Below are 18,255 nucleotides of genomic sequence, written 5' to 3'. Positions count from 1 at the left end.
CTCGCACTGAAATCATGCTCAGCAAAGCGCTACCGATACGATACATCCTGTTAGGGGCGTTTCTACTGGCAGGTTTGCTGCCCACCCTGCTGATTACCGGCATGGCGTTTTACGAGGCCAGGAGCGCCCTCAAGACCGAAATCAAGCGTGACATGACCACGCGCGCGATCGCCACGGCCGATGAAGTGGATCGCATGATGTTTGAACGCTTGCAGAACGTGGCGTCGTGGAGCCAGCTCGAAATCATGCAGGAAATCCGCATTGACGATGTCGACAAGCGACTGTCCAAATTCCTGAGCGACCTCAAGCAAAGCTACCGCGATATTTACGTCGAGCTGTATGTGGTCAACAACCAGGGCATGATTGTGGCATCGAGCAATATCCAGCGCATTGGCCAGTCGCACAAGCCCATCCAGCCCTGGCAAAAGGCCAGCCTGCCGCAAACGCAGATCAGCCTGGGGGCGATAGACCATGACCGCCTGCCCATACTCGCCACCATCTACAGCACCTCCACCGAAGCGCCGGTCGGGCAACTGGTAGCCGTGTTCGACTGGCTGCAGGTGCAGCATGTGCTGGAAAGTGCAGTCACTGGCCGCAGTGCCGCCGCGCTCTACGATAATCAGCAGCACCTCCTAAGCAGCACCAGCCGCTGGCATGCCATTCACCTGGCAAAAAAACTGAGCAGCCACGCCAAGACCAATGGTTACCAGAACTTTGCCGGCTTCGACTGGCGCGTGGACATTCTGCAAAACCGCGCACAAGCCATGACGCCGGTGCGTCAGATGGCGTTTATCTTCCTGGCCCTGCTGCTGGTGACCGTGGCGCTGGCGACGCTGATTGCCGTGCCGGTTGCCCGCGCCATTACCCGCCCCATCGCCAAACTGACGAATTTTGCCCTGGGCTTTATGCGTGCACCGAGCAATTTGGCCCCGCCGCGCGGTGGTCCGGCGGAAATTGATGCCATGTCACATGCCTTTGCCCGCATGATCGAAGACCTGGAACGTTCCAAAGAAAACCTGACGCGCGCCGCCAAGCTCGCCGTGGTCGGTGAAATGGCAGCCGCCATGAGCCATGAAGTGCGCACGCCGCTAGGCATTTTGCGCTCCTCAGCCCAGGTGTTGCTGCGCGAACCCACCCTCAGTGAAGAAGGCCGAGAAGTATGCGGGTTCATCATCAGCGAAACCGAGCGCCTGAACAAACTGGTCTCCACCCTCATCGACTCGGCCCGGCCACGCCTGCCCAATTTCACGCCCGTGGACATCAGCCAGCTGTGCTCCCAGTCGGCCGCCATGCTGCGCATGCAGGCCGAAAAAAAACATATCGCGCTGGAAACCCAGCTGGATGCAGGCCTGATTGCCATCTGCGACCCGGAACAGATGACGCAGGTCTTGCTCAACCTGCTGCTGAATGCCATTCAGGTGTTGCCAGAGGGCGGCCGTATCGTGCTGGGTAGCAGCACAGCTGGTGAGCATGCCTGCATTACCGTATCCGACAATGGCCCGGGCATACCCGAAGAGCAGCGCGAGCAGGTATTTGACCCCTTCTTTACCAAGCGCAGCGGCGGCATCGGCCTCGGCCTGTCCGTCGTACGACAAATTGTGCAAGCACATCATGGCAGCATACGCGCCAGCACCAGCACGCTGGGCGGCGCTGAATTCCGTATTTTGTTACCTCTTTCCGGAGTAGAAAACTAATGTCCCCTCTCAAACGCATCCTGGCACTGGACGATGAACCCAATATGCGCCGCTTGCTGGAGATCAGCCTGCGACAAGCCGGTTACCAGCCGGTAGTGGCCGAAAATGGCCGGGAGGCGCTGGATATCCTGCGCGAAGGCGGCGCTGACCTGGTGGTGAGTGATTTGCATATGCCGGTGATGGATGGCCTGCAACTGCTGCAAGCCATGCAGAAAGAAGGGCTGCAAGTGCCGGTGATCATCGTGACGGCGCAGGGCGAAATCAGCACCGCCGTGGCGGCGATGAAGCTGGGCGCGTCGGATTACATTTTGCGGCCGTTTGACCTGGAAACCCTGGAAATTGCCATTGAGCGCGCGCTTTCGCTCAGCCGACTCAAGCTGGAAAACCAGTTCCTGCGTGAAGAGGCGCACGGCGATGACGGCATGGTCGGCCAGAGCACGGCCATACAGCGCGTGCAGCAAGCCATCCGCCAGGTCGCCCCGGAAAAAGCCACCACCCTAATCGTCGGCGAGACCGGTACCGGCAAGGAGCTGGTGGCACGTGGTGTGCATCAGCTGTCGCCGCGCAAGGATGCGCTGTTTGTCGCGGTGAATTGTGCCGCTATCCCCTCCGAAATGCTGGAGTCGGAGTTATTTGGTCACGAACGCGGCGCTTTCACCGGCGCCATCAAGGAGCGCATAGGCAAATTCGAGCTGGCCGATGGCGGCACCTTGTTTCTGGACGAAGTGACGGAAATGCCGGTCAACCTGCAGGCCAAACTGCTGCGCGCATTGCAGGAAGGCGTGATCGAACGCCTGGGCAGCAACCGCGCCACTGCCGTGGATATCCGTGTGATTGCCGCCACCAACCGCGACCCGATGCAAGCCGTCAAGGAGGGCAAGCTGCGCGAGGATCTGTATTACCGCCTGAATGTGTTCCGCATAGACCTGCCACCCTTGCGCGATCGCAACGGCGATATTCCCCTGCTGGTGTCGCATTTTCTGCAGAAACGCCAGGCCAGCATCAGTGAGGCTGCCCTGTTTGCGCTGCAATCGTATGCGTGGCCAGGCAATGTACGCGAGCTGGAAAACGTGCTGGAACGCGCATGCATCGTTTGCGGGAAATCCGCCATTGAACCGCAACACCTGCCTGCCGATATACTCAGCGCCAGCCCCTTGCCAGCGTCTGTATCGCCGGACAATGCCACTGCCGTATTATCGTTGCCACTGGCTACCGAAGCGCTGGAGAAAAAACTGATTGAAGCCGCCCTGCGGCAGAGCAAAGGCAATAAAAGCCGGGCCGCCAAGCTGCTGGATATCAGCGAGCGTTCGCTGTGGTACAAGCTCAGCCGTTACAAGCTGGATGATGAGCCAGCATCTGATTCAAGTCATTGAAATCAGCCAGAGAAAACGGGATTGAACCGTATTGATTGAAACTCGGAGTGCAGGCGCTATAATCAAGCACTCACTGACCATGCGACGGAAGCAAGATGATGCATAAGGATGTAGAACAAGCACGTTTTAACATGATTGAGCAGCAGATCCGCACATGGGAAGTGCTGGACGCACGCGTACTGGACCTGTTAGGTCAGGTACCCCGCGAGGATTTTGTGCCGGAACAATATCGTGGTCTGGCGTTTGCTGATCTGGAAATCCCCATCGGCGCTGGTCAGCAAATGCTGTCACCCAAGATGGAAGGCCGCATCGTGCAGGCGCTGGAAATCAGCAAAACTGACCGTGTGCTTGAAATCGGCACGGGCAGTGGCTACCTGACCGCCTTGCTGGCAACACTCGCCAAGGAAGTGGTCAGCCTGGAAATTCATGCTGACCTCAGCGTTGCCGCCCAACGCAAACTGCAACAGCACGGCATACACAATGTGAACCTGGAAATTGCCGATGGCAGCCAGGGCTGGGCCAATGGCGCACCTTATGATGTCATCGTGTTCACCGGCTCGCTGCCTTTGCTGCCCGTGATTGCCGAACAGCAACTCGCCATCAACGGTCGCCTGTTTGCCGTGGTAGGCGAAGGCCCTGCCATGGAAGCCACCATGATACGTCGCGTCAGCGCCGACAGTTTCCGTCACGATGTGCTGTTTGAAACCTCGGTGCCCCCTCTGCAAAACGCGCCTCATCCAGCTCGCTTTGAATTCTAAGCTCCTGCATGCGCGTTTATGGGTATCAAGTGCTCATGCGGGTAGCGTGCTAGTAGCACGCACAGGGTAGATCAAGAACCTCATGACCAAGCCACCCCACCTTGCCCAGCGCCACTTGAGCCAAGTGGTAGTGATTGATGTGCAGCAAAAGCTTTGCGCCGCCATGCCTGCCGACGAAGCGGTAACGGTGGTTCGCAACATTGGCATATTGCTGCAGGCAGCTGCGCTGCTGGATGTTCCACCGCTTTACACCGAGCAATATCCGCAAGGCCTGGGGCCCACAGTCGATGCCTTGCAGCCATGGCTGGGCAATGTCCCCCGCATCGAGAAAACCGTATTTTCATGCTGGCAGGCACCGGGCTTTCGTCAGCATCTGACAACCGACAGGCCGCAAGTCATACTCACCGGCATGGAAGCGCATATCTGCGTATTGCAAACCGCGCTGGACCTGCAAGCCCATGGGCATCAGGTGATCATCGCGGCCGATGCAGTTCTCTCCCGCCGCAGTGCCCACAGGGAGAATGCCTTGCAGCGGCTGATGCAAGCTGGCGTCATCGTCAGCAATACCGAGTCTATCGTCTTTGAATGGCTGGGCGCCGCTGGCAGCGATGCCTTCAAGCAGATCAGCAAGCTGATCCGTTAACTGACCATGACGTTTGCAGGCCTTTCCTGGCGACGTCTTGCGTTTATCCTGCTGATCGCCTGGGGCGCGTATCACCACTGGCAGCAACGTGCCGAGCAGCATGGGCCGGGCGTCATTGCTGCCGATAGCCCGCAACAGCAAACCATCTCCCACCCAAGCTCCTTTCTGCTTAACAACTACACCATTACCCCATTGGCAGACTTCAGCCTGCAAGCCCGCGTACTCTCCACCCAGCGTTACCAGCTGGACCGTGCGGCGCAACTGGCACCCGTAGATCTGGCGCTTGGCTGGGGCCGCATGTCCGATGAGACGGTGTTATCCCAGATCAGCATCAGCCAGAGCGGTCGCTTCTATTTCTGGCGCGTTGAGCAGTTTCCCATCCCGCGCGAAGAAATCCAAAGCCATAGCGCGAACATGCACATGGTGCCTGCCGACGACACCATTGCCCAGCAACTGAAATCCATACGGGTGGGGCAGCGCGTCAATATTCAGGGCCAGCTGATTGAAGCCAAAGGCGCCGATGGCTGGACCTGGCGCAGCTCGCTAACCCGCACCGATACCGGCAATGGTGCATGCGAACTGGTGCTGGTGAAATCACTCACTGTGGAGTGAGCATGAGGCCTGGCATGGAACCCAGGTAGGGATAGAACCCAGGTGGGATGGAAGTCCCGACCAGAAAGTCGCCGGAGAAAGCGGATGGTTGGATTTGAATCTACCTTGATCGGTAGTGGTGGAACTGAACAGCAGCCGGGTTACATGATCCAGATTAACTAATGGGTTTGCGGTACAAGGTAGCGCGCCACCAGCTCACACACTTTGTGCACGGCCCCGCCAGCACTGCGGCTGAACTCAATCGCCGCCCACCCCATGGCCTGCCTGGCCTCAGCATCGCCCAGCAAGCGCTGCATGGCCTTGGCCAGTTCTCCGGAGTCGCGCACGCGCCAAGCGGCACGGTCCGCAATCGCAAACTCGGCGGCGGCTTCAAAGTTAAAGGTATGTGGCCCGACCAGGACTGGTTTGCCCATGGCGCAGGCCTCAATCAGATTCTGCCCGCCGTAGGGCAACAAACTGCCACCGATAAACGCCAGATCGCAAGCCGCATAGTAGGTAAACATTTCCCCCATGCTGTCGCCGAGGATCACTTCAACATTCAGGGCTACGGCCTCCTCCGCGGTGACATGCGCCAGCCGCGAGCGCTGCAGGTAGGAAAACCCGCGTTTTTTCAGCAACTGCGCAACTTCTGCAAAACGTTGCGGATGGCGAGGCACCAGTATGGTCAACAGCTGCGGCACATCGGCCGCGCGTATGGCATCCAGAATCTGCTCTTCCTCGCCTTCGCGCGTGCTGGCCGCCAGAAACACCGGACGATTGCGCCCGACCAGCTCGCCCAGCCGCTCGCGCAGTGCCGTTCCCAGCGCATCTGCATCAGCGGGGGGCTCTACATCAAACTTGAGATTGCCGCATATGCTGACATTCTGCGCCCCCAGTGATTGCAGACGCTGCTTGTCCTGCTCGGTCTGGGCGGCAATGGCAGTCAAGCCTGCCAGGCCTTGCTCGGTGAGCCTGGCCACCTTGCCATAACCATGGGCGGATTTGGCCGACATGCGGGCATTGACCAGCAACAGCGGAATCTGGCGTGCATGGCAGGCTGCAATGAGGTTGAACCACAACTCGGTTTCCAGGATCAAGCCTATCTCGGGCTTGAAATGGCGCAGGAAACGGGCAACCGCTCCCGGCGTATCGTAAGGCAGGTAAACGCGGTCTACCTTGTCGCCAAACAGCTGCTCGCTGGTGACGCGGCCGGTAGGGGTCGTATGAGTGAACAGGATGCGGTGACGTGGATAGCGTGCCTGCAAGGCCAGCACCAGCGGCGCAGCAGCACGGGTCTCGCCCACCGATACACAGTGCAGCCAGATCACGGGTTGCGCCGGCACACCACGATAAAAACCGAAACGCTCGCCCCAATGGTGCAGATACTCTGGCTGGCGCCGCAAGCCACGCCACAACAGCTTGATGGGGGCAAATGGCAACAAGCCATACAGCAATAGGGTATAGAGGAAACGAGGCATAAGGCTATTTTCGCACATATCCATCCTGCGTTTCATCCTTGATGACTTGGACATGTGTTACCGCCCCTCTATCGGGCGCAATCAGGCATGCAGCAATGCCTGAAAAGGTCAATATCACGCGCGAAAATTTATTTTTCCGCTCGTTAGCAAGGGCTCACCTTTACGCTAACGCCTGCCCGCTGGCGTCTTGTCATTTGATGCACAAAAGCAGGCACTGAAATGGCGCGGATGCACCGAAAAATCTGCTTGACCATCACAAGGAAATGACATAATTTTGCACAAAAGCACAATATATTGTGGTCTTGCCTTAAATCAGACCTAGAAGGCCAGGCCTAAAATAACCAGCTTGATTAACCCATCAAGCATCGCCACAAGGAAGGATCCCCATGCTAAAAGCTGTGAAAGCTTCAGACAACGCCACGCAAGAAGTCCCCATGCAACCGGTTTCACTCGACATCTGGGACAAGAAATATCGCCTGAAGACCAAGCAAGGCGATCATATCGATGCGGACATGGACGACACCTATAAACGTGTTGCCCGTGCATTGGCAGATGCTGAAGAAACCGATGCCAAGCGCAGCTTCTGGTATGAGCGTTTTCTGTGGGCACTGCGTCGCGGTGCCATCCCCGCCGGCCGTATTACCTCTAACGCTGGTGCGCAAGAGCACAAGCCCGCTACCAGCACCATCAACTGCACCGTGTCCGGCATTATTGAAGACAGCATGGATGGCATTCTGGAAAAAGTGCACGAAGCTGGCCTGACGCTGAAGGCTGGTTGCGGCATTGGCTATGAATTCTCCACGCTGCGCCCCAAGGGTGCATTCGTGGCCGGTGCTGGCGCTTACACCAGCGGCCCGCTGTCGTTCATGGATATCTACGACAAGATGTGCTTCACCGTTTCCAGCGCTGGCGGACGCCGTGGCGCGCAAATGGCGACCTTTGATATTTCGCATCCGGATGTCACTGACTTCATCAAGGCCAAGCGCGAAGCTGGTCGCCTGCGCCAGTTCAATCTGTCGACCCTGATCACCAAGGAATTCATGGAAGCGGTAAAGGCGGATGCCGAGTGGAAGCTCGCATTTCCTGTCACCGAAAAAGAAGCCAATCAGGACAGCCTGAATCTGGAAGATCCTACCCAGGTGGTATGGCGCGAATGGCCCGTCAAGAACAAGTACCTGACCCGCGAATCTGACGGCAAAGTCGCTTGCCGCGTGTACAAGACCATCAAGGCGCAGCGTCTGTGGGATGTGATCATGTCCTCCACCTACGACTTCGCCGAGCCAGGTTTCATCCTGATCGACCGCGTCAATGAAATGAACAATAACTGGTTCTGCGAAAACATTCGCGCGACCAACCCCTGCGGTGAGCAACCACTGCCACCTTACGGCGCCTGCCTGCTGGGCTCGGTCAACCTGACCAAGTTCGTGCGTGAGCCTTTCACCGACAAAGCCTGGTTTGACTGGGAAGAGTATCGTGAAGTCGTCGCCACCTTCACCCGCATGCTGGACAACGTGGTGGAAGTCAACGGCCTGCCACTGCCACAACAGCAAGCGGAAATCATGCGCAAGCGCCGTCATGGCATGGGCTATCTGGGCCTGGGCTCTACCCTGACCATGCTGAAAATGAAATACGGCGATGATGCATCGCTGACCTTCACCGAAGAAGTAACCAAGATCATGGCCGAAGTGGGCTGGCAAGTCGGTGTGGAACTGGCCGAAGAAAAAGGCCCGGCACCGATCATGGACGAAGAGTTCGTGGTGACCGCCGACCTGCTGGCAAAACGTCCGGAAATGGTCAAGGACGGCATCAAGCTCGGCGACAAGGTCAAAGGCAAGGTATTGATGGGCCTGTACAGCCGCTACATGCAGCAGTTCCCCGAAAAACTGCGCAAGCAGATCGCCAAGAATGGCGTGCGCTTTACGCACCACAGCTCGATTGCGCCGACCGGCACCATCTCGCTCAGTCTGGCCAACAACGCCAGTAACGGCATTGAGCCATCCTTCGCTCACCACTATGCGCGCAACGTGATCCGCGAAGGCAAGAAGTCCAAGGAAAAGGTCGACGTATTCTCGTATGAACTGCTGGCTTACCGCGAACTGATCAATGCCAGCGCCATGCCTTTCTCGGATAAACCCGAAGAGCAGTTGCCGGAATACTTCATGGACTCCTCCACCATCAGTGCCAAGGCACACGTGGACATCCAGGCCGCCGCCCAGAAGTGGATCGACAGCTCCATCTCCAAAACCATCAACGTCCCCACGGACTACGACTTTGGCGATTTCAAGGACATCTACCTCTACGCCTACGAAAAAGGCCTGAAGGGCTGCACCACCTTCCGCTTCAACCCGGAAGCCTTCCAGGGCGTGCTGGTCACCGAAAAAGACCTCGAAAACACCACGTACAAATTCACGCTGGATGACGGCTCGGTAGTCGAAGTCAAAGGCAATGAAGAAATCGAATACGACGGTGAAATCCACTCAGCAGCCAATCTGTATGACGCGCTGAAAGAGGGTTACTACGGCAAGTTTTAATCGTAGCGCGTGAAGCGCTACGGTATGGGCACGGGATATCGATCCCTGCCCGACTGACAGGAGAACAATATGGCTATCAAAATAGAAAAAAAGATCACCGGCTACAGCGTAGTCACCGAAGAAGACAAGGCCAAGGAAGCCGCAGCCGCCGCTCAGCAAGAAGCACATGAGCAGCAAGCAGCCCAGAAAATGGCCCAGATCGTGCAACTCGGCGAGCCACTCAGCCGTCCGGAAATGCTGGTAGGCAACACCTACAAGATCAAGACCCCGGTTACCGAGCACGCGCTCTACATCACGATTAACGACGTGATCATGAACGAAGGCACCCCGCAGGAACACCGTCGCCCATTCGAAGTCTTCATCAACTCCAAAAACATGGAGCACTTCCAGTGGATCGTCGCCCTCACCCGCGTGATGTCCGCCGTATTCCGCAAGGGCGGCGACGTGACTTTCCTGGTGGAAGAGCTACGCAGTGTATTTGAACCCAGCGGCGGTTACTTCAAAAAAGGCGGCAAATTCATCCCCAGCCTGGTCGCTGAAATCGGCGAAGTGCTCGAGCAGCACTTCTACCAGATCGGCATGCTGAAAAAACCCGGCCTGGACGAGCACCAGAAAAAACTGATCGAGGAAAAGAAAGCCGAATACCTCGAAAAACACGCCAACGAGCCAAAGAACGAAGAGGGTTTCCCACCTGGCGCGCAGCTCTGCAACAAATGCAACACCAAAGCCGCCATCGTCATGGATGGTTGCCTGACCTGCCTCAATTGCGGGGATAGCAAGTGCGGTTAATGTGACAGAAAAGCCCGCGAAAGCGGGCTTTTTTGAGCGCCGTGTTACGTTACAAAAACGGTACAAAACATTTAGATGTTGACGGCGTTCTCCCTTCGTATCCCGTTGTGATTAATCCAGTCCTGTTCTTCCGGGAGCCCAGTAGACTTTTGCGTAAATCCGTTTGGACGCTATTCCCGATTGCACAAGGGCGCGGCGCATATGCTTGATAGCGGGCGCCCGTCCGGCCAGCACAAATAGCGTATCTATTTTTTTATCTGCGGCAAGCTTGGCCTCAATGGTATTCAGATGACTTTCGTCCGCGATACGCACAAAGAGAGCGGTTGAATCCAATCCCAGTCGATCAAGCACCAGCTGACTCTCTTTTTGACTTGTTACCTCAAGAACGACCGACAGAGGGCGACCTGGATTGGCAAACTGCAGCGCTGCAGCAAGCCCAATGGCCGTTTCATCCCCGAACAGCAAAATTCGCTCATGCCCAAGAGGAATATCTACGGATTTGCGTGGGCCCATGATTTGGCAATCCGTACCTTCGAGCACGCTTTGAGACCATGTTGCGCCTGGAGCAGCGCCATGATTCCAGACAAGAATACTTGTTCTTCCGCGGTCGGCGTCCCATGAGATCGGCGTATAAGTGCGTGTTAGACGCATTCCTTGCAAAGGGATTTGAATTTTCTGACCAGCATTCCAGGATATTCCTCGCAAGGCCTCTCCCTCAAGCTCAATCAATCGGAACTTCTCAGACCAGGCTTCGACAGAACTTACCTTCACTTTCTTACCAAGCCATCGTAAAAGAAGCTGCTCAACCCGCCCTGTTGATGGTGAACCCATGACATTCCGAGAGTCATTCATAATTTCGTTAGTTTCCATGGTTTTCCTTTTACGAGGATGTATACGCGCACGGGGGTTATCACAAAATGCCCATTTCACCGTTTCGATAGCGGCGAATGGCATCTTCAATTTGTTGACTATTGTTCATCATGAAGGGCCCTGCTATGACTTGTGGCTCATCGATTCGAGAGCTGGACAGGTAGAGCAAATGTGCCCATCCCTTCGCCGTCACTTTCAATAACCCTCCCCCATCTAAAGTCACTGCTTGCTGCGAAGCCATCATCACCGGAGCATGATCATCAATAGAGAGATCTACCTCTCCTGAAATCAGATAAAGCAATCCACAATGATCTTCTGGCACAGGGAGGGTTAATGTCTTAGTGAAGGCAGCATCAAAAAATCTAAAGGGTTCCACAGGATGAAGAGGCGAGCTGATATGTTCAAATGTACCTGCCACAACTCGAACACGACTGCCGTCGGCATTCCCCCATACAGGTACAGCATCTCCGTCAAGACTAAACACGCGGGGTGCGCCCAATTTGTGTTCTGATCGCAGCTTAACGAAGAATTGCAAGCCGTGCATTTGCATCCCTGGATGCGCAGGAAGCTCGTGATGTATGAGACCTCGGCCGGCATGCGTCCAGATAATTCCACCGGGCCCAACCGATATATCGTTACCCAATGAGTCCCGGCTACGCAATCCGCTTTGCGAGTCAGTCATCACATAGGTCACAGCACAGAACCCTGCATGCGGATGAGGCCCAAAAGGAACTCCATTCACACGAAATTCATCGAGTTGGGTCACTGAGCAAGCATCATAGCCAAGGGTATGAAAATCAAATGACTCTACCGAAAAGCCCCCACCATCGCCGTATGGCGTAGGGAGCAAGACAGGAGATATCCTCATTTTTGATTTTCCAGCGACTTGGCCACTGCTTCCGCTAATGTCATCGTTGGTCGGTCAATCAGGTTTGCGAGAGCTCGGCTTTCATCCACTAAACCCCCACTGTTAATTCCTCGGCTCTCGATTTCAGCGAGCAGTTTACAAACCGGCCAAGGTAGCCCAATCGAATGGAGAAAATCAGCGTAACTTGACTCATCCATATAGTGATAGCGGAGCGGTTTTCTGCTCTGGCTTGCAGCTTCGGCGGCCAGATCGGTCAAGGTATAGGCGGTATCACCTGCAAGTTCGTATGTCTTACCTTGGTGCCCCTCTTCGATAAGCACCTTAATGGCCGCATCTGCGTAATCTTGTCGTGCTGCCCAGGAGATCGACGCGTCACCACACCCGCTGACAATCGCGCCATGCTCCAATGCCGCCAAGAGTGAGGCGGTGTGATTTTCCCAATACCATCCGTTGCGAAGGATGGTAAATTCGAGTCCAGAGGCTTTAATCCAGCCTTCTGTTGCCAGGTGATCTTCGGCGAACGAGACACCCCAATGGTCTGCATGCAGCAGGCTGGTGTAGAGAATACGTCGCACGCCAACTTCCTTGGCGGCTTCGATCACATTGTGATGCTCGACTTGTCGCGAGTCGAAAGAACTGGATGAGATCAATAACAGGGTATCCAGGCCTTCAAAGGCGGTAGCAAGTCCCTGGCGATCCATATAATCCGCCGTGCGGACGGGTACGCCAAGATTGGCAGCCTTGACAGGGTCTCGTGCAATCGCGACGACTTGCTCGCGCTGTACAAGACCGTTTAAACCAGCAATCACTTTACGCCCCAGTTGCCCTGTGGCGCCTGTTATACCGTAATTCAACAAGAGAATATCTCCTTTATGGGTGGCATATTATCGAAACCGATGCTCTAAGCTTCGGATGTATTCCATGGGTAATAGGCGTTAGTGGCGTCTACATAGTCAGGGTCAATATAAATGCCAATGTGGCTCACCAGACGGCCTCTGAATTCGTATATCACGCTGAATCTTCCCGCATCCCACGTCTTGCCATTCTGCAGGCGCCCTTTGCTCAGACCCTCGATGCAGACGCGCATATTGCCGTTGCTTTCGCCCACAAGAAATTTGAACGTTTCAGGACGATGGCTAATCGCCGCTACATAACTTCCCAATGCTTGAAAAAAAGAGCCAAGATTCATCTTGCCCTTTACAGTGCCCAATTTCGGAAAGGTTAATTCAACGTCATCCGTCATAAGGGAAAGGAAGTCTTTATGCACATCCATGGTGACGAGAAAAGTGCGGGCAAGCTCGATGGCTTCCTCCCGGCTGGGTGCTTCATTCATTTTTATCTCCTGTAAATTCCAATAGTTCTCATATGTTCATTAGTACCTATATCTAATATGGTTACTAATGGTTACCAGAATGATATAGTTCGGCACATGCCACCACAAGAAGGTACATCCATGAAACCTAGTCACATTGATTTAACCAAACCAAGCGAAAGCGGATGTCGAGCAACGCGGGAGATATTGGAGCGTATAGGCGATAAATGGAGCCTTTACGTAGTAGGATCACTACGAGAAGGACCACTTCGTTTCAGCGAACTTCGGCGTGCTATCGATGGAGTTTCGCAACGCATGTTGACGCTCACCTTGAGAGGATTAGAACGTGACGGCCTGGTCACACGCACGGTGTTCCCCAGCGTACCGCCACGCGTGGATTACGAACTTACTCCACTGGGTCGCACGCTATTGGAACCTGTTTCGATACTGATTAAATGGGTAGAGCAAAGCCGCCCTGAAATTGAAGCTGCAAGAGCACGGTTTAATGAGTCACGTTAGAAGATACAAAAATAAAATAGTGTAATTGCATACACCTAAATGTTGCCTGACTCTTCATTTATAAAAGAACTTCTTGGCATCATCCGACCTGATTTAAAACAGATTGCATATAAAACAAAAGGCGAAACATCCTTTGAAGATCTGGAAAATGAAGCCTACTTATTACTTTTGGATTTTATTAATCGTCATGAACGTCAGCCCTTTCTATGGGAGCCGAAAGATCTGCGCTGGATAACTGGCAGGTTGCATAATCGTTTTGTGAAATGGACGGATCAGGCCCTCAAGAATGCAGTTCGCATGCACTCAAAAGAGGATAAAGAAGGTGAAAGCTGGACATTAGATTTACCTGCGTTGGAGAGTAGCGATCCACTGACGGAAATATTATTCAGGGATGAATTATTAGAATACGAGCATTTATTGGAAACCAGTTATTCAGAAGCTAAAGCGTATGTAGTGAGCTTCGATCACTTCAATCAGGATAAAAAAGTACTGAGCAAGTATTGGCATATTACTTCTGATACATTAGATAGGCGCTTTAATAGATCTATCGTCATATTGAAACATCAGCGATCTCTCTTTGATTCAAAAGAACGCATCGATAACTCTTTCAACCCAATTCCGGGCAGAGAGATATTAAAAATAAATAAATATCCAATCAAAGAACAGTTAGCCTGGAGTTTTTAGCAAAATCATTTAATGGCGACTCTTGTAATAATGTAGTTTATGTATGAATGAAGTCGCTCGCTGCGACTTAATGACATGAAGTATATGTTCAAGTTAACTATACTGGCGTGTAAATTGCATGTTATGCCGCGAGGGCCGCGGCGCGCTCAATCTAAATAACGGCGGAATCCAAGGGGGATCATGCGTTATCTGAAAACAGCATGGTGGGTGGCTAGCTTATTGACTTTAACAGCTTGCGCGCCCGCGGACCCTTACTGGACGGTGAAGTGTGATCAGAAGGAACACTATGCTGCCAACGCGGTGAGTTGCCCCAGCCAGGTCAGCCACAAGCTGTTAAAGCCGGGAGATGAAGGCTTCCCCAAGCCCACCACTGCACCGACCGAACTCCGGACAATTGCACCCGCCGACAATAATTACTATCTGGGCGTGGTGGAATTTGATGAATACGGCAATCTTTTCAATCGTCGACAATTAGAAGACCTAATGGCGCAGCTTGCGCTCAAGGATGCGGAAGAGGGGCCGCCGCTGATCGTCGTCTTCACGCATGGCTGGCATCACAATGCGGGCAAGCAGGATGGCAATCTGCTCTCTTTTGCCAACGACACCTTGTCTGAGATCGCGACCCTGGAGAAAAAAGTCTACGGCGCGAAGGCAAGACCGGTGGTCGGGATTTATGTGGGCTGGCGGGGTGAGTCGATCAACGTGGAATATCTCAACAACATCACGTTCTGGGATAGAAAAAATGTAGCCCACGCCGTGGGCGATGGCGGATTGCAGGAATTATTCGTTAAGCTGGATGAGTTTCGGTATGACCCAAAGCGGGCGGGGAAATCGCGGCTGGTGATTATTGGCCACAGCTTTGGCGGCGCAGTTACCTATTCAACCCTGCATCATCACTTTGTTGAAAAGCTCTCCTCAGATCAGCCATTACATCCGATAGGCGACATGGTGGTATTGATTAATCCTGCATTTGAAGCCATGAAGTTAAAGCCCCTGCTCGATATTGCATGGTCGAAAGAAGAATATCAGCAAAGCACACGCCCGATGCTGATGATAGTGACCTCTGAGGCCGATACACCAACACGCCATTTGTTCAAAGCGGGCCGTACGCTTTCCACCTTATTCTGGGATTATCACTCGGCAGAAGAGCGCGCTCTGAATACAACCGCGGTCGGGCATTACGTGCCTTTTATTACGCATAGCCTGGTCGCCCTGCAACCAGGCCAAGAGTGCAAAGACCAAGCCGCCGCGGAACCCATCGATAGAAATGCCGTGAATGTGGGGTTGCCCGCCAATAAATATTGCTTTGATGAAATCAGGAAAATGCAAATCAAGCAGGGCCTGCCGGACGATCTGGTGGCAAAACCGATATTGCTGACACGATGCGACAACCCCAACGACTGCACCAATATTGATGGCAAGCCGTTTCTACCCAAAGGCAGCTATGAGGAAGGCAAAGTCCCGGTCGGCACCCCCATCCTGAATATCCGCACATCGGCGGGGGTAATGGCGGGACACAATGACATCTGGAACCCCACCATGCGCGCCTTTATTGTTGAAGTGGTCAGCAGCTCTTTAATCAATCTGCCTCGTGCTAATCACGCGCCAGTGCCCACACGCCGGGACCCGGCCTTACCTGAGCGTAGTAAATAAAGCCAAGTCTGGATCATCCGACTGCTTATTCCGGTCGGATGATGATCAACACACTCCTCGGTGCCCAGCATTCTCTACCCGCCTTATTACCACTCCGCATCATTGATAAAGGTGGGCTCAAAACCGCACAAACAAGGCCGATGTCCATACCCGTGACTGATCGCGCTGTCTTGCCGTCACAAACAGTGGATGTTCCCGACTGGTGTCCAGTTTCAAGGCATCGAGCTCAATCTTTCCGGACAGTTCCCGTGGCAGGGGCTTATCCGTCACGCGTTCGATCACCACTTGCAACTCGGCCCCTGGCAACTCCTTTACAAGGGCAGGGCGGGCGAGCAGATCATCACCATTCAGTTCCAGAGCCACTTCTGGAGCATGCACATAGGCTTGAGGCTGCAGTGGGTCGCCGACTTTGATGTAGCTGTCGATGCGTGAAGACAAGCTGATCTGGCAGCCTCTCAGCTGGGAAAGTTGAATCTCGATGGTATCGCTGTCGCCATTGGTGTCGGTGCGAAAGGCGATGGTAGTGGCATTTTCACGCCAGCAGGCTTGCTCGGGATGGTCCAGCCCATACGCGGTAAAGTCCTGAATCACGGCACCACTGATCCTGATTTCCCCGGTCCAGTAAGCACCGCGATAGCGGTCCTTGATTCGGGCGCCACCGAGCTTGATGCGGATGCGCCTGTTCGCCAGGCCGATTTCCTCATGCAGATTTCGCGTCCAGATGCACTGGTCGCCGTCATACAGGCTGACTTCTTCCCAGCCGCCATCCCCTAGCAGTTGATACTCCAGCGGAACAGAGGCATTGGTTTGGTAAGCATCGCCCATCAGGTATTCGCCTTGGCGCAAGCTGGCAAAGCTGCGCTCGCCGGTAGTGGCAAAGGTGTGGCGGGCGCGCAAGGCTTTGGCTACGCCTTCGCGGTCAAATTTTTCGGCCAGCACGCCGGTTAAGCCGCCACGCGAACCAAACACCGCGGTCGCCGGTACGCCGCCGCCGCAACGCCCCTGATGCTCATCGCTATTGGCAGCGGCACCCACACGATAACCGCGTTGCAGGGCTTCGGCGTATACCCAGTGGAATTGCCCCCAGGCGGAGCTGACTTCGATCAAACGCTCCAGTTCGGGGTGATGCCAATCGAGGTTGCAACGGCGGCCTCCCACATGCGGCATCATCAGGTGACCTTCAGGGTCGTGCGCATAGGCCGCATACAGATCATCCACCGGCCAGGCGCCTGGCTTCAGGGTGCCGTGGGTAAATTCGTTCCACTCGAAGGAGCGCACCATGCGGCCCTGATCATCAAACGGGAACAGCGGTTTGCTATCACGCAGGAACACGATATTGCGATCGCCCCCCGCGCAGGAGTTGCCGCACCACTCGGTGCCCGGGTAGCACACAAAGCGTCCGGGTTCATTCAGCTGATTGATCAGCGCCACTGCTTTATCCCAGCGCTGCTCGGTAATATTGAAATCATTGGCGGTGTAGCCCAGCACATCGAGTCCGGCAATATCGCGCCCGTAGCTGAGGTTGTAGAGGGTATCGTTAGTGCCCACCGTATCGTCCGAATGCACATGCAGATCGGCATAGAGCGGCCGTAATGTGCCGGCTTCGCTGGATATGTTCACATAGGCCGTGGCAGCCTCCACTCTGGCGTCTGCCACCGTGGCCTGTAGTTTCCATTCACCGGCAGTTGCCAATTTAAGCTGACCAAGCCGCACCACTGCCCAACCTTGCTCGGCCAGGGTAAATGGCAGCGTGCGCTTTTCACCGCCCGGGTCTGTTAACGTCAGCTGGCCTTGCAACGGCAGCTGACGACAGGTGTTGCCCCACAGATCATCCGCCCGCACGATGATATCGAACGGCTCATCACGATTCACCAGACGCGGTGCCACAATATGGAGCCCAGTGGGTGCGCCAGGGATAATATTCAGCAACACATCGCCCGGCACTTCGGCAAACTTGGAGCTGCCCAGCGGATCGATAAACAGCCGGAACTGGAAATCCTTTTCCACAAAACTCTGCACGCGCGTGCCTGGACCGCCCTGACGACGGTCGCCCAACCGGATGACAATCCGATCGCCCGGATTCAGATAACCATCCACAATATCCACAATCACGGTTTTCTGAAAAGGCCGCTCATGCCCTTTCTGGTCAAAGCGGACCTTGAGCGCCTGCACCGTGGCGGGGCTTTGTCCCGGCACCAGCTCACCGGCGTGATATTCCGCGGAAATATAGTTGGCGGCCGTGGGATCGCTGGTCTGGAACAAAGCCCAGTCCGAATAAAATTTAAATGCCAGCTTGAGCCAGGCGCCATCGGCCAAGCCAGAGCCACCCACCTCATAGGTCAGCTGCAGTTCCGTCCATTCCCCCGCCACGATCTCGCGCCGGTTGCACGTGAGGCTGCCCAGGAAAGGCTTGCTTTTGTTGCGCTCATACAGCCCTTGCGGGGCTATGTATTCACCAGCTTCAGTTTTTGGGTCAAAAGTGTTCACGATAG

General features: G+C 54.8%; 16 protein-coding genes. 10 read left to right on the top strand and 6 right to left on the bottom strand.

The window, feature by feature from the left end; genetic code table 11:
* Window positions 1-14: 14 nt before the first annotated feature.
* From ACWWD9_RS01440 to ACWWD9_RS01420, 5 genes are all read left to right on the top strand, one after another.
* Complete coding sequence (locus tag ACWWD9_RS01440) at window positions 15-1,694, top strand: sensor histidine kinase (RefSeq protein ID WP_455867499.1); 1,680 nt, start codon at window positions 15-17, stop codon at window positions 1,692-1,694.
* Entirely contained in the window at window positions 1,694-3,067 is a 1,374-nt protein-coding gene (locus tag ACWWD9_RS01435) for a sigma-54-dependent transcriptional regulator (protein ID WP_455867498.1), read from the top strand. Before ACWWD9_RS01440 ends, ACWWD9_RS01435 begins: the two co-directional genes overlap by 1 nt.
* 95 nt (window positions 3,068-3,162) lie before the next feature.
* Window positions 3,163-3,825 (top strand): protein-L-isoaspartate O-methyltransferase family protein, encoded by a 663-nt coding sequence (locus tag ACWWD9_RS01430; RefSeq protein WP_455867497.1) that lies wholly within the window; start codon window positions 3,163-3,165, stop codon window positions 3,823-3,825.
* Between the two features lie 82 nt (window positions 3,826-3,907).
* Window positions 3,908-4,468 carry an isochorismatase family protein gene (locus tag ACWWD9_RS01425; RefSeq protein WP_455867496.1) on the top strand — a complete coding sequence of 187 codons (561 nt, stop codon included), beginning with the start codon at window positions 3,908-3,910 and terminating at the stop codon, window positions 4,466-4,468.
* Window positions 4,469-4,474: 6 nt separating this feature from the next.
* On the top strand, window positions 4,475-5,080 hold the full coding sequence (locus ACWWD9_RS01420; RefSeq protein WP_455867495.1) for a hypothetical protein: 606 nt from the start codon (window positions 4,475-4,477) through the stop codon (window positions 5,078-5,080).
* A 158-nt stretch (window positions 5,081-5,238) separates the two neighbouring features.
* On the opposite strand, the gene waaA is transcribed toward ACWWD9_RS01420, so the two are convergent.
* A complete protein-coding gene (gene waaA, locus ACWWD9_RS01415) occupies window positions 5,239-6,555 on the bottom strand; it encodes a lipid IV(A) 3-deoxy-D-manno-octulosonic acid transferase (RefSeq protein WP_455867494.1) in 1,317 nt (438 codons plus the stop codon).
* Window positions 6,556-6,923: 368 nt separating this feature from the next.
* Between waaA and ACWWD9_RS01410 the strand changes: the two genes are divergently transcribed.
* On the top strand, window positions 6,924-9,068 hold the full coding sequence (locus ACWWD9_RS01410) for an adenosylcobalamin-dependent ribonucleoside-diphosphate reductase (RefSeq protein WP_455867493.1): 2,145 nt from the start codon (window positions 6,924-6,926) through the stop codon (window positions 9,066-9,068).
* 69 nt (window positions 9,069-9,137) lie between these two features.
* Complete coding sequence (locus tag ACWWD9_RS01405; RefSeq protein WP_013443335.1) at window positions 9,138-9,857, top strand: TSCPD domain-containing protein; 720 nt, start codon at window positions 9,138-9,140, stop codon at window positions 9,855-9,857.
* 111 nt (window positions 9,858-9,968) lie between these two features.
* Here the strand turns inward: ACWWD9_RS01405 and ACWWD9_RS01400 are convergent, their stop codons facing one another.
* From ACWWD9_RS01400 to ACWWD9_RS01385, 4 genes are read right to left on the bottom strand one after another with little or no spacing between them, the layout of a single operon-like run.
* Window positions 9,969-10,727 (bottom strand): siderophore-interacting protein, encoded by a 759-nt coding sequence (locus tag ACWWD9_RS01400; RefSeq protein WP_455867492.1) that lies wholly within the window; start codon window positions 10,725-10,727, stop codon window positions 9,969-9,971.
* Between the two features lie 40 nt (window positions 10,728-10,767).
* Window positions 10,768-11,595, bottom strand: a complete 828-nt coding sequence (locus ACWWD9_RS01395) for a pirin family protein (protein WP_455867491.1) — start codon at window positions 11,593-11,595, stop codon at window positions 10,768-10,770.
* Window positions 11,592-12,452, bottom strand: a complete 861-nt coding sequence (locus ACWWD9_RS01390; RefSeq protein ID WP_455867490.1) for an SDR family oxidoreductase — start codon at window positions 12,450-12,452, stop codon at window positions 11,592-11,594. The genes ACWWD9_RS01395 and ACWWD9_RS01390 overlap by 4 nt, the downstream gene beginning before the upstream one ends.
* A gap of 44 nt (window positions 12,453-12,496) precedes the next feature.
* On the bottom strand, window positions 12,497-12,928 hold the full coding sequence (locus tag ACWWD9_RS01385) for a nuclear transport factor 2 family protein (RefSeq protein ID WP_455867489.1): 432 nt from the start codon (window positions 12,926-12,928) through the stop codon (window positions 12,497-12,499).
* A gap of 57 nt (window positions 12,929-12,985) precedes the next feature.
* Between ACWWD9_RS01385 and ACWWD9_RS01380 the strand changes: the two genes are divergently transcribed.
* The 3 genes from ACWWD9_RS01380 to ACWWD9_RS01370 all read left to right on the top strand — a co-directional run bounded on the left by ACWWD9_RS01380 (window position 12,986) and on the right by ACWWD9_RS01370 (window position 15,763).
* Window positions 12,986-13,426 carry a winged helix-turn-helix transcriptional regulator gene (locus tag ACWWD9_RS01380; RefSeq protein WP_455867488.1) on the top strand — a complete coding sequence of 147 codons (441 nt, stop codon included), beginning with the start codon at window positions 12,986-12,988 and terminating at the stop codon, window positions 13,424-13,426.
* A gap of 39 nt (window positions 13,427-13,465) precedes the next feature.
* Entirely contained in the window at window positions 13,466-14,110 is a 645-nt protein-coding gene (locus tag ACWWD9_RS01375) for a hypothetical protein (protein WP_455867487.1), read from the top strand.
* A 180-nt stretch (window positions 14,111-14,290) separates the two neighbouring features.
* The gene (locus tag ACWWD9_RS01370; protein ID WP_455867486.1) at window positions 14,291-15,763 is read left to right on the top strand and encodes a hypothetical protein; all 1,473 of its coding nucleotides are present in this window, start codon (window positions 14,291-14,293) and stop codon (window positions 15,761-15,763) included.
* A gap of 117 nt (window positions 15,764-15,880) precedes the next feature.
* Here the strand turns inward: ACWWD9_RS01370 and ACWWD9_RS01365 are convergent, their stop codons facing one another.
* On the bottom strand, window positions 15,881-18,250 hold the full coding sequence (locus tag ACWWD9_RS01365) for a hypothetical protein (protein ID WP_455867485.1): 2,370 nt from the start codon (window positions 18,248-18,250) through the stop codon (window positions 15,881-15,883).
* Between the last annotated feature and the right edge of the window lie 5 nt (window positions 18,251-18,255).

This window comes from Methylovorus sp. SPW-M1 (genome assembly GCF_053848825.1).
Note: the sequence above shows the minus strand (reverse complement) of the source record. Positions and strands in the feature narration are given on the sequence as shown.

Coding starts and splice junctions, on each gene's coding strand:
- ACWWD9_RS01400 (WP_455867492.1), bottom strand. CDS start 10,727: ATGGAAACTAACGAAATTATGAATGACTCTCGGAATGTCATGGGTTCA.
- ACWWD9_RS01405 (WP_013443335.1), top strand. CDS start 9,138: ATGGCTATCAAAATAGAAAAAAAGATCACCGGCTACAGCGTAGTCACC.
- ACWWD9_RS01375 (WP_455867487.1), top strand. CDS start 13,466: ATGTTGCCTGACTCTTCATTTATAAAAGAACTTCTTGGCATCATCCGA.
- waaA (WP_455867494.1), bottom strand. CDS start 6,555: ATGTGCGAAAATAGCCTTATGCCTCGTTTCCTCTATACCCTATTGCTG.
- ACWWD9_RS01395 (WP_455867491.1), bottom strand. CDS start 11,595: ATGAGGATATCTCCTGTCTTGCTCCCTACGCCATACGGCGATGGTGGG.
- ACWWD9_RS01430 (WP_455867497.1), top strand. CDS start 3,163: ATGATGCATAAGGATGTAGAACAAGCACGTTTTAACATGATTGAGCAG.
- ACWWD9_RS01370 (WP_455867486.1), top strand. CDS start 14,291: ATGCGTTATCTGAAAACAGCATGGTGGGTGGCTAGCTTATTGACTTTA.
- ACWWD9_RS01410 (WP_455867493.1), top strand. CDS start 6,924: ATGCTAAAAGCTGTGAAAGCTTCAGACAACGCCACGCAAGAAGTCCCC.
- ACWWD9_RS01440 (WP_455867499.1), top strand. CDS start 15: ATGCTCAGCAAAGCGCTACCGATACGATACATCCTGTTAGGGGCGTTT.
- ACWWD9_RS01380 (WP_455867488.1), top strand. CDS start 12,986: ATGGTTACTAATGGTTACCAGAATGATATAGTTCGGCACATGCCACCA.
- ACWWD9_RS01435 (WP_455867498.1), top strand. CDS start 1,694: ATGTCCCCTCTCAAACGCATCCTGGCACTGGACGATGAACCCAATATG.
- ACWWD9_RS01385 (WP_455867489.1), bottom strand. CDS start 12,928: ATGAATGAAGCACCCAGCCGGGAGGAAGCCATCGAGCTTGCCCGCACT.
- ACWWD9_RS01425 (WP_455867496.1), top strand. CDS start 3,908: ATGACCAAGCCACCCCACCTTGCCCAGCGCCACTTGAGCCAAGTGGTA.
- ACWWD9_RS01420 (WP_455867495.1), top strand. CDS start 4,475: ATGACGTTTGCAGGCCTTTCCTGGCGACGTCTTGCGTTTATCCTGCTG.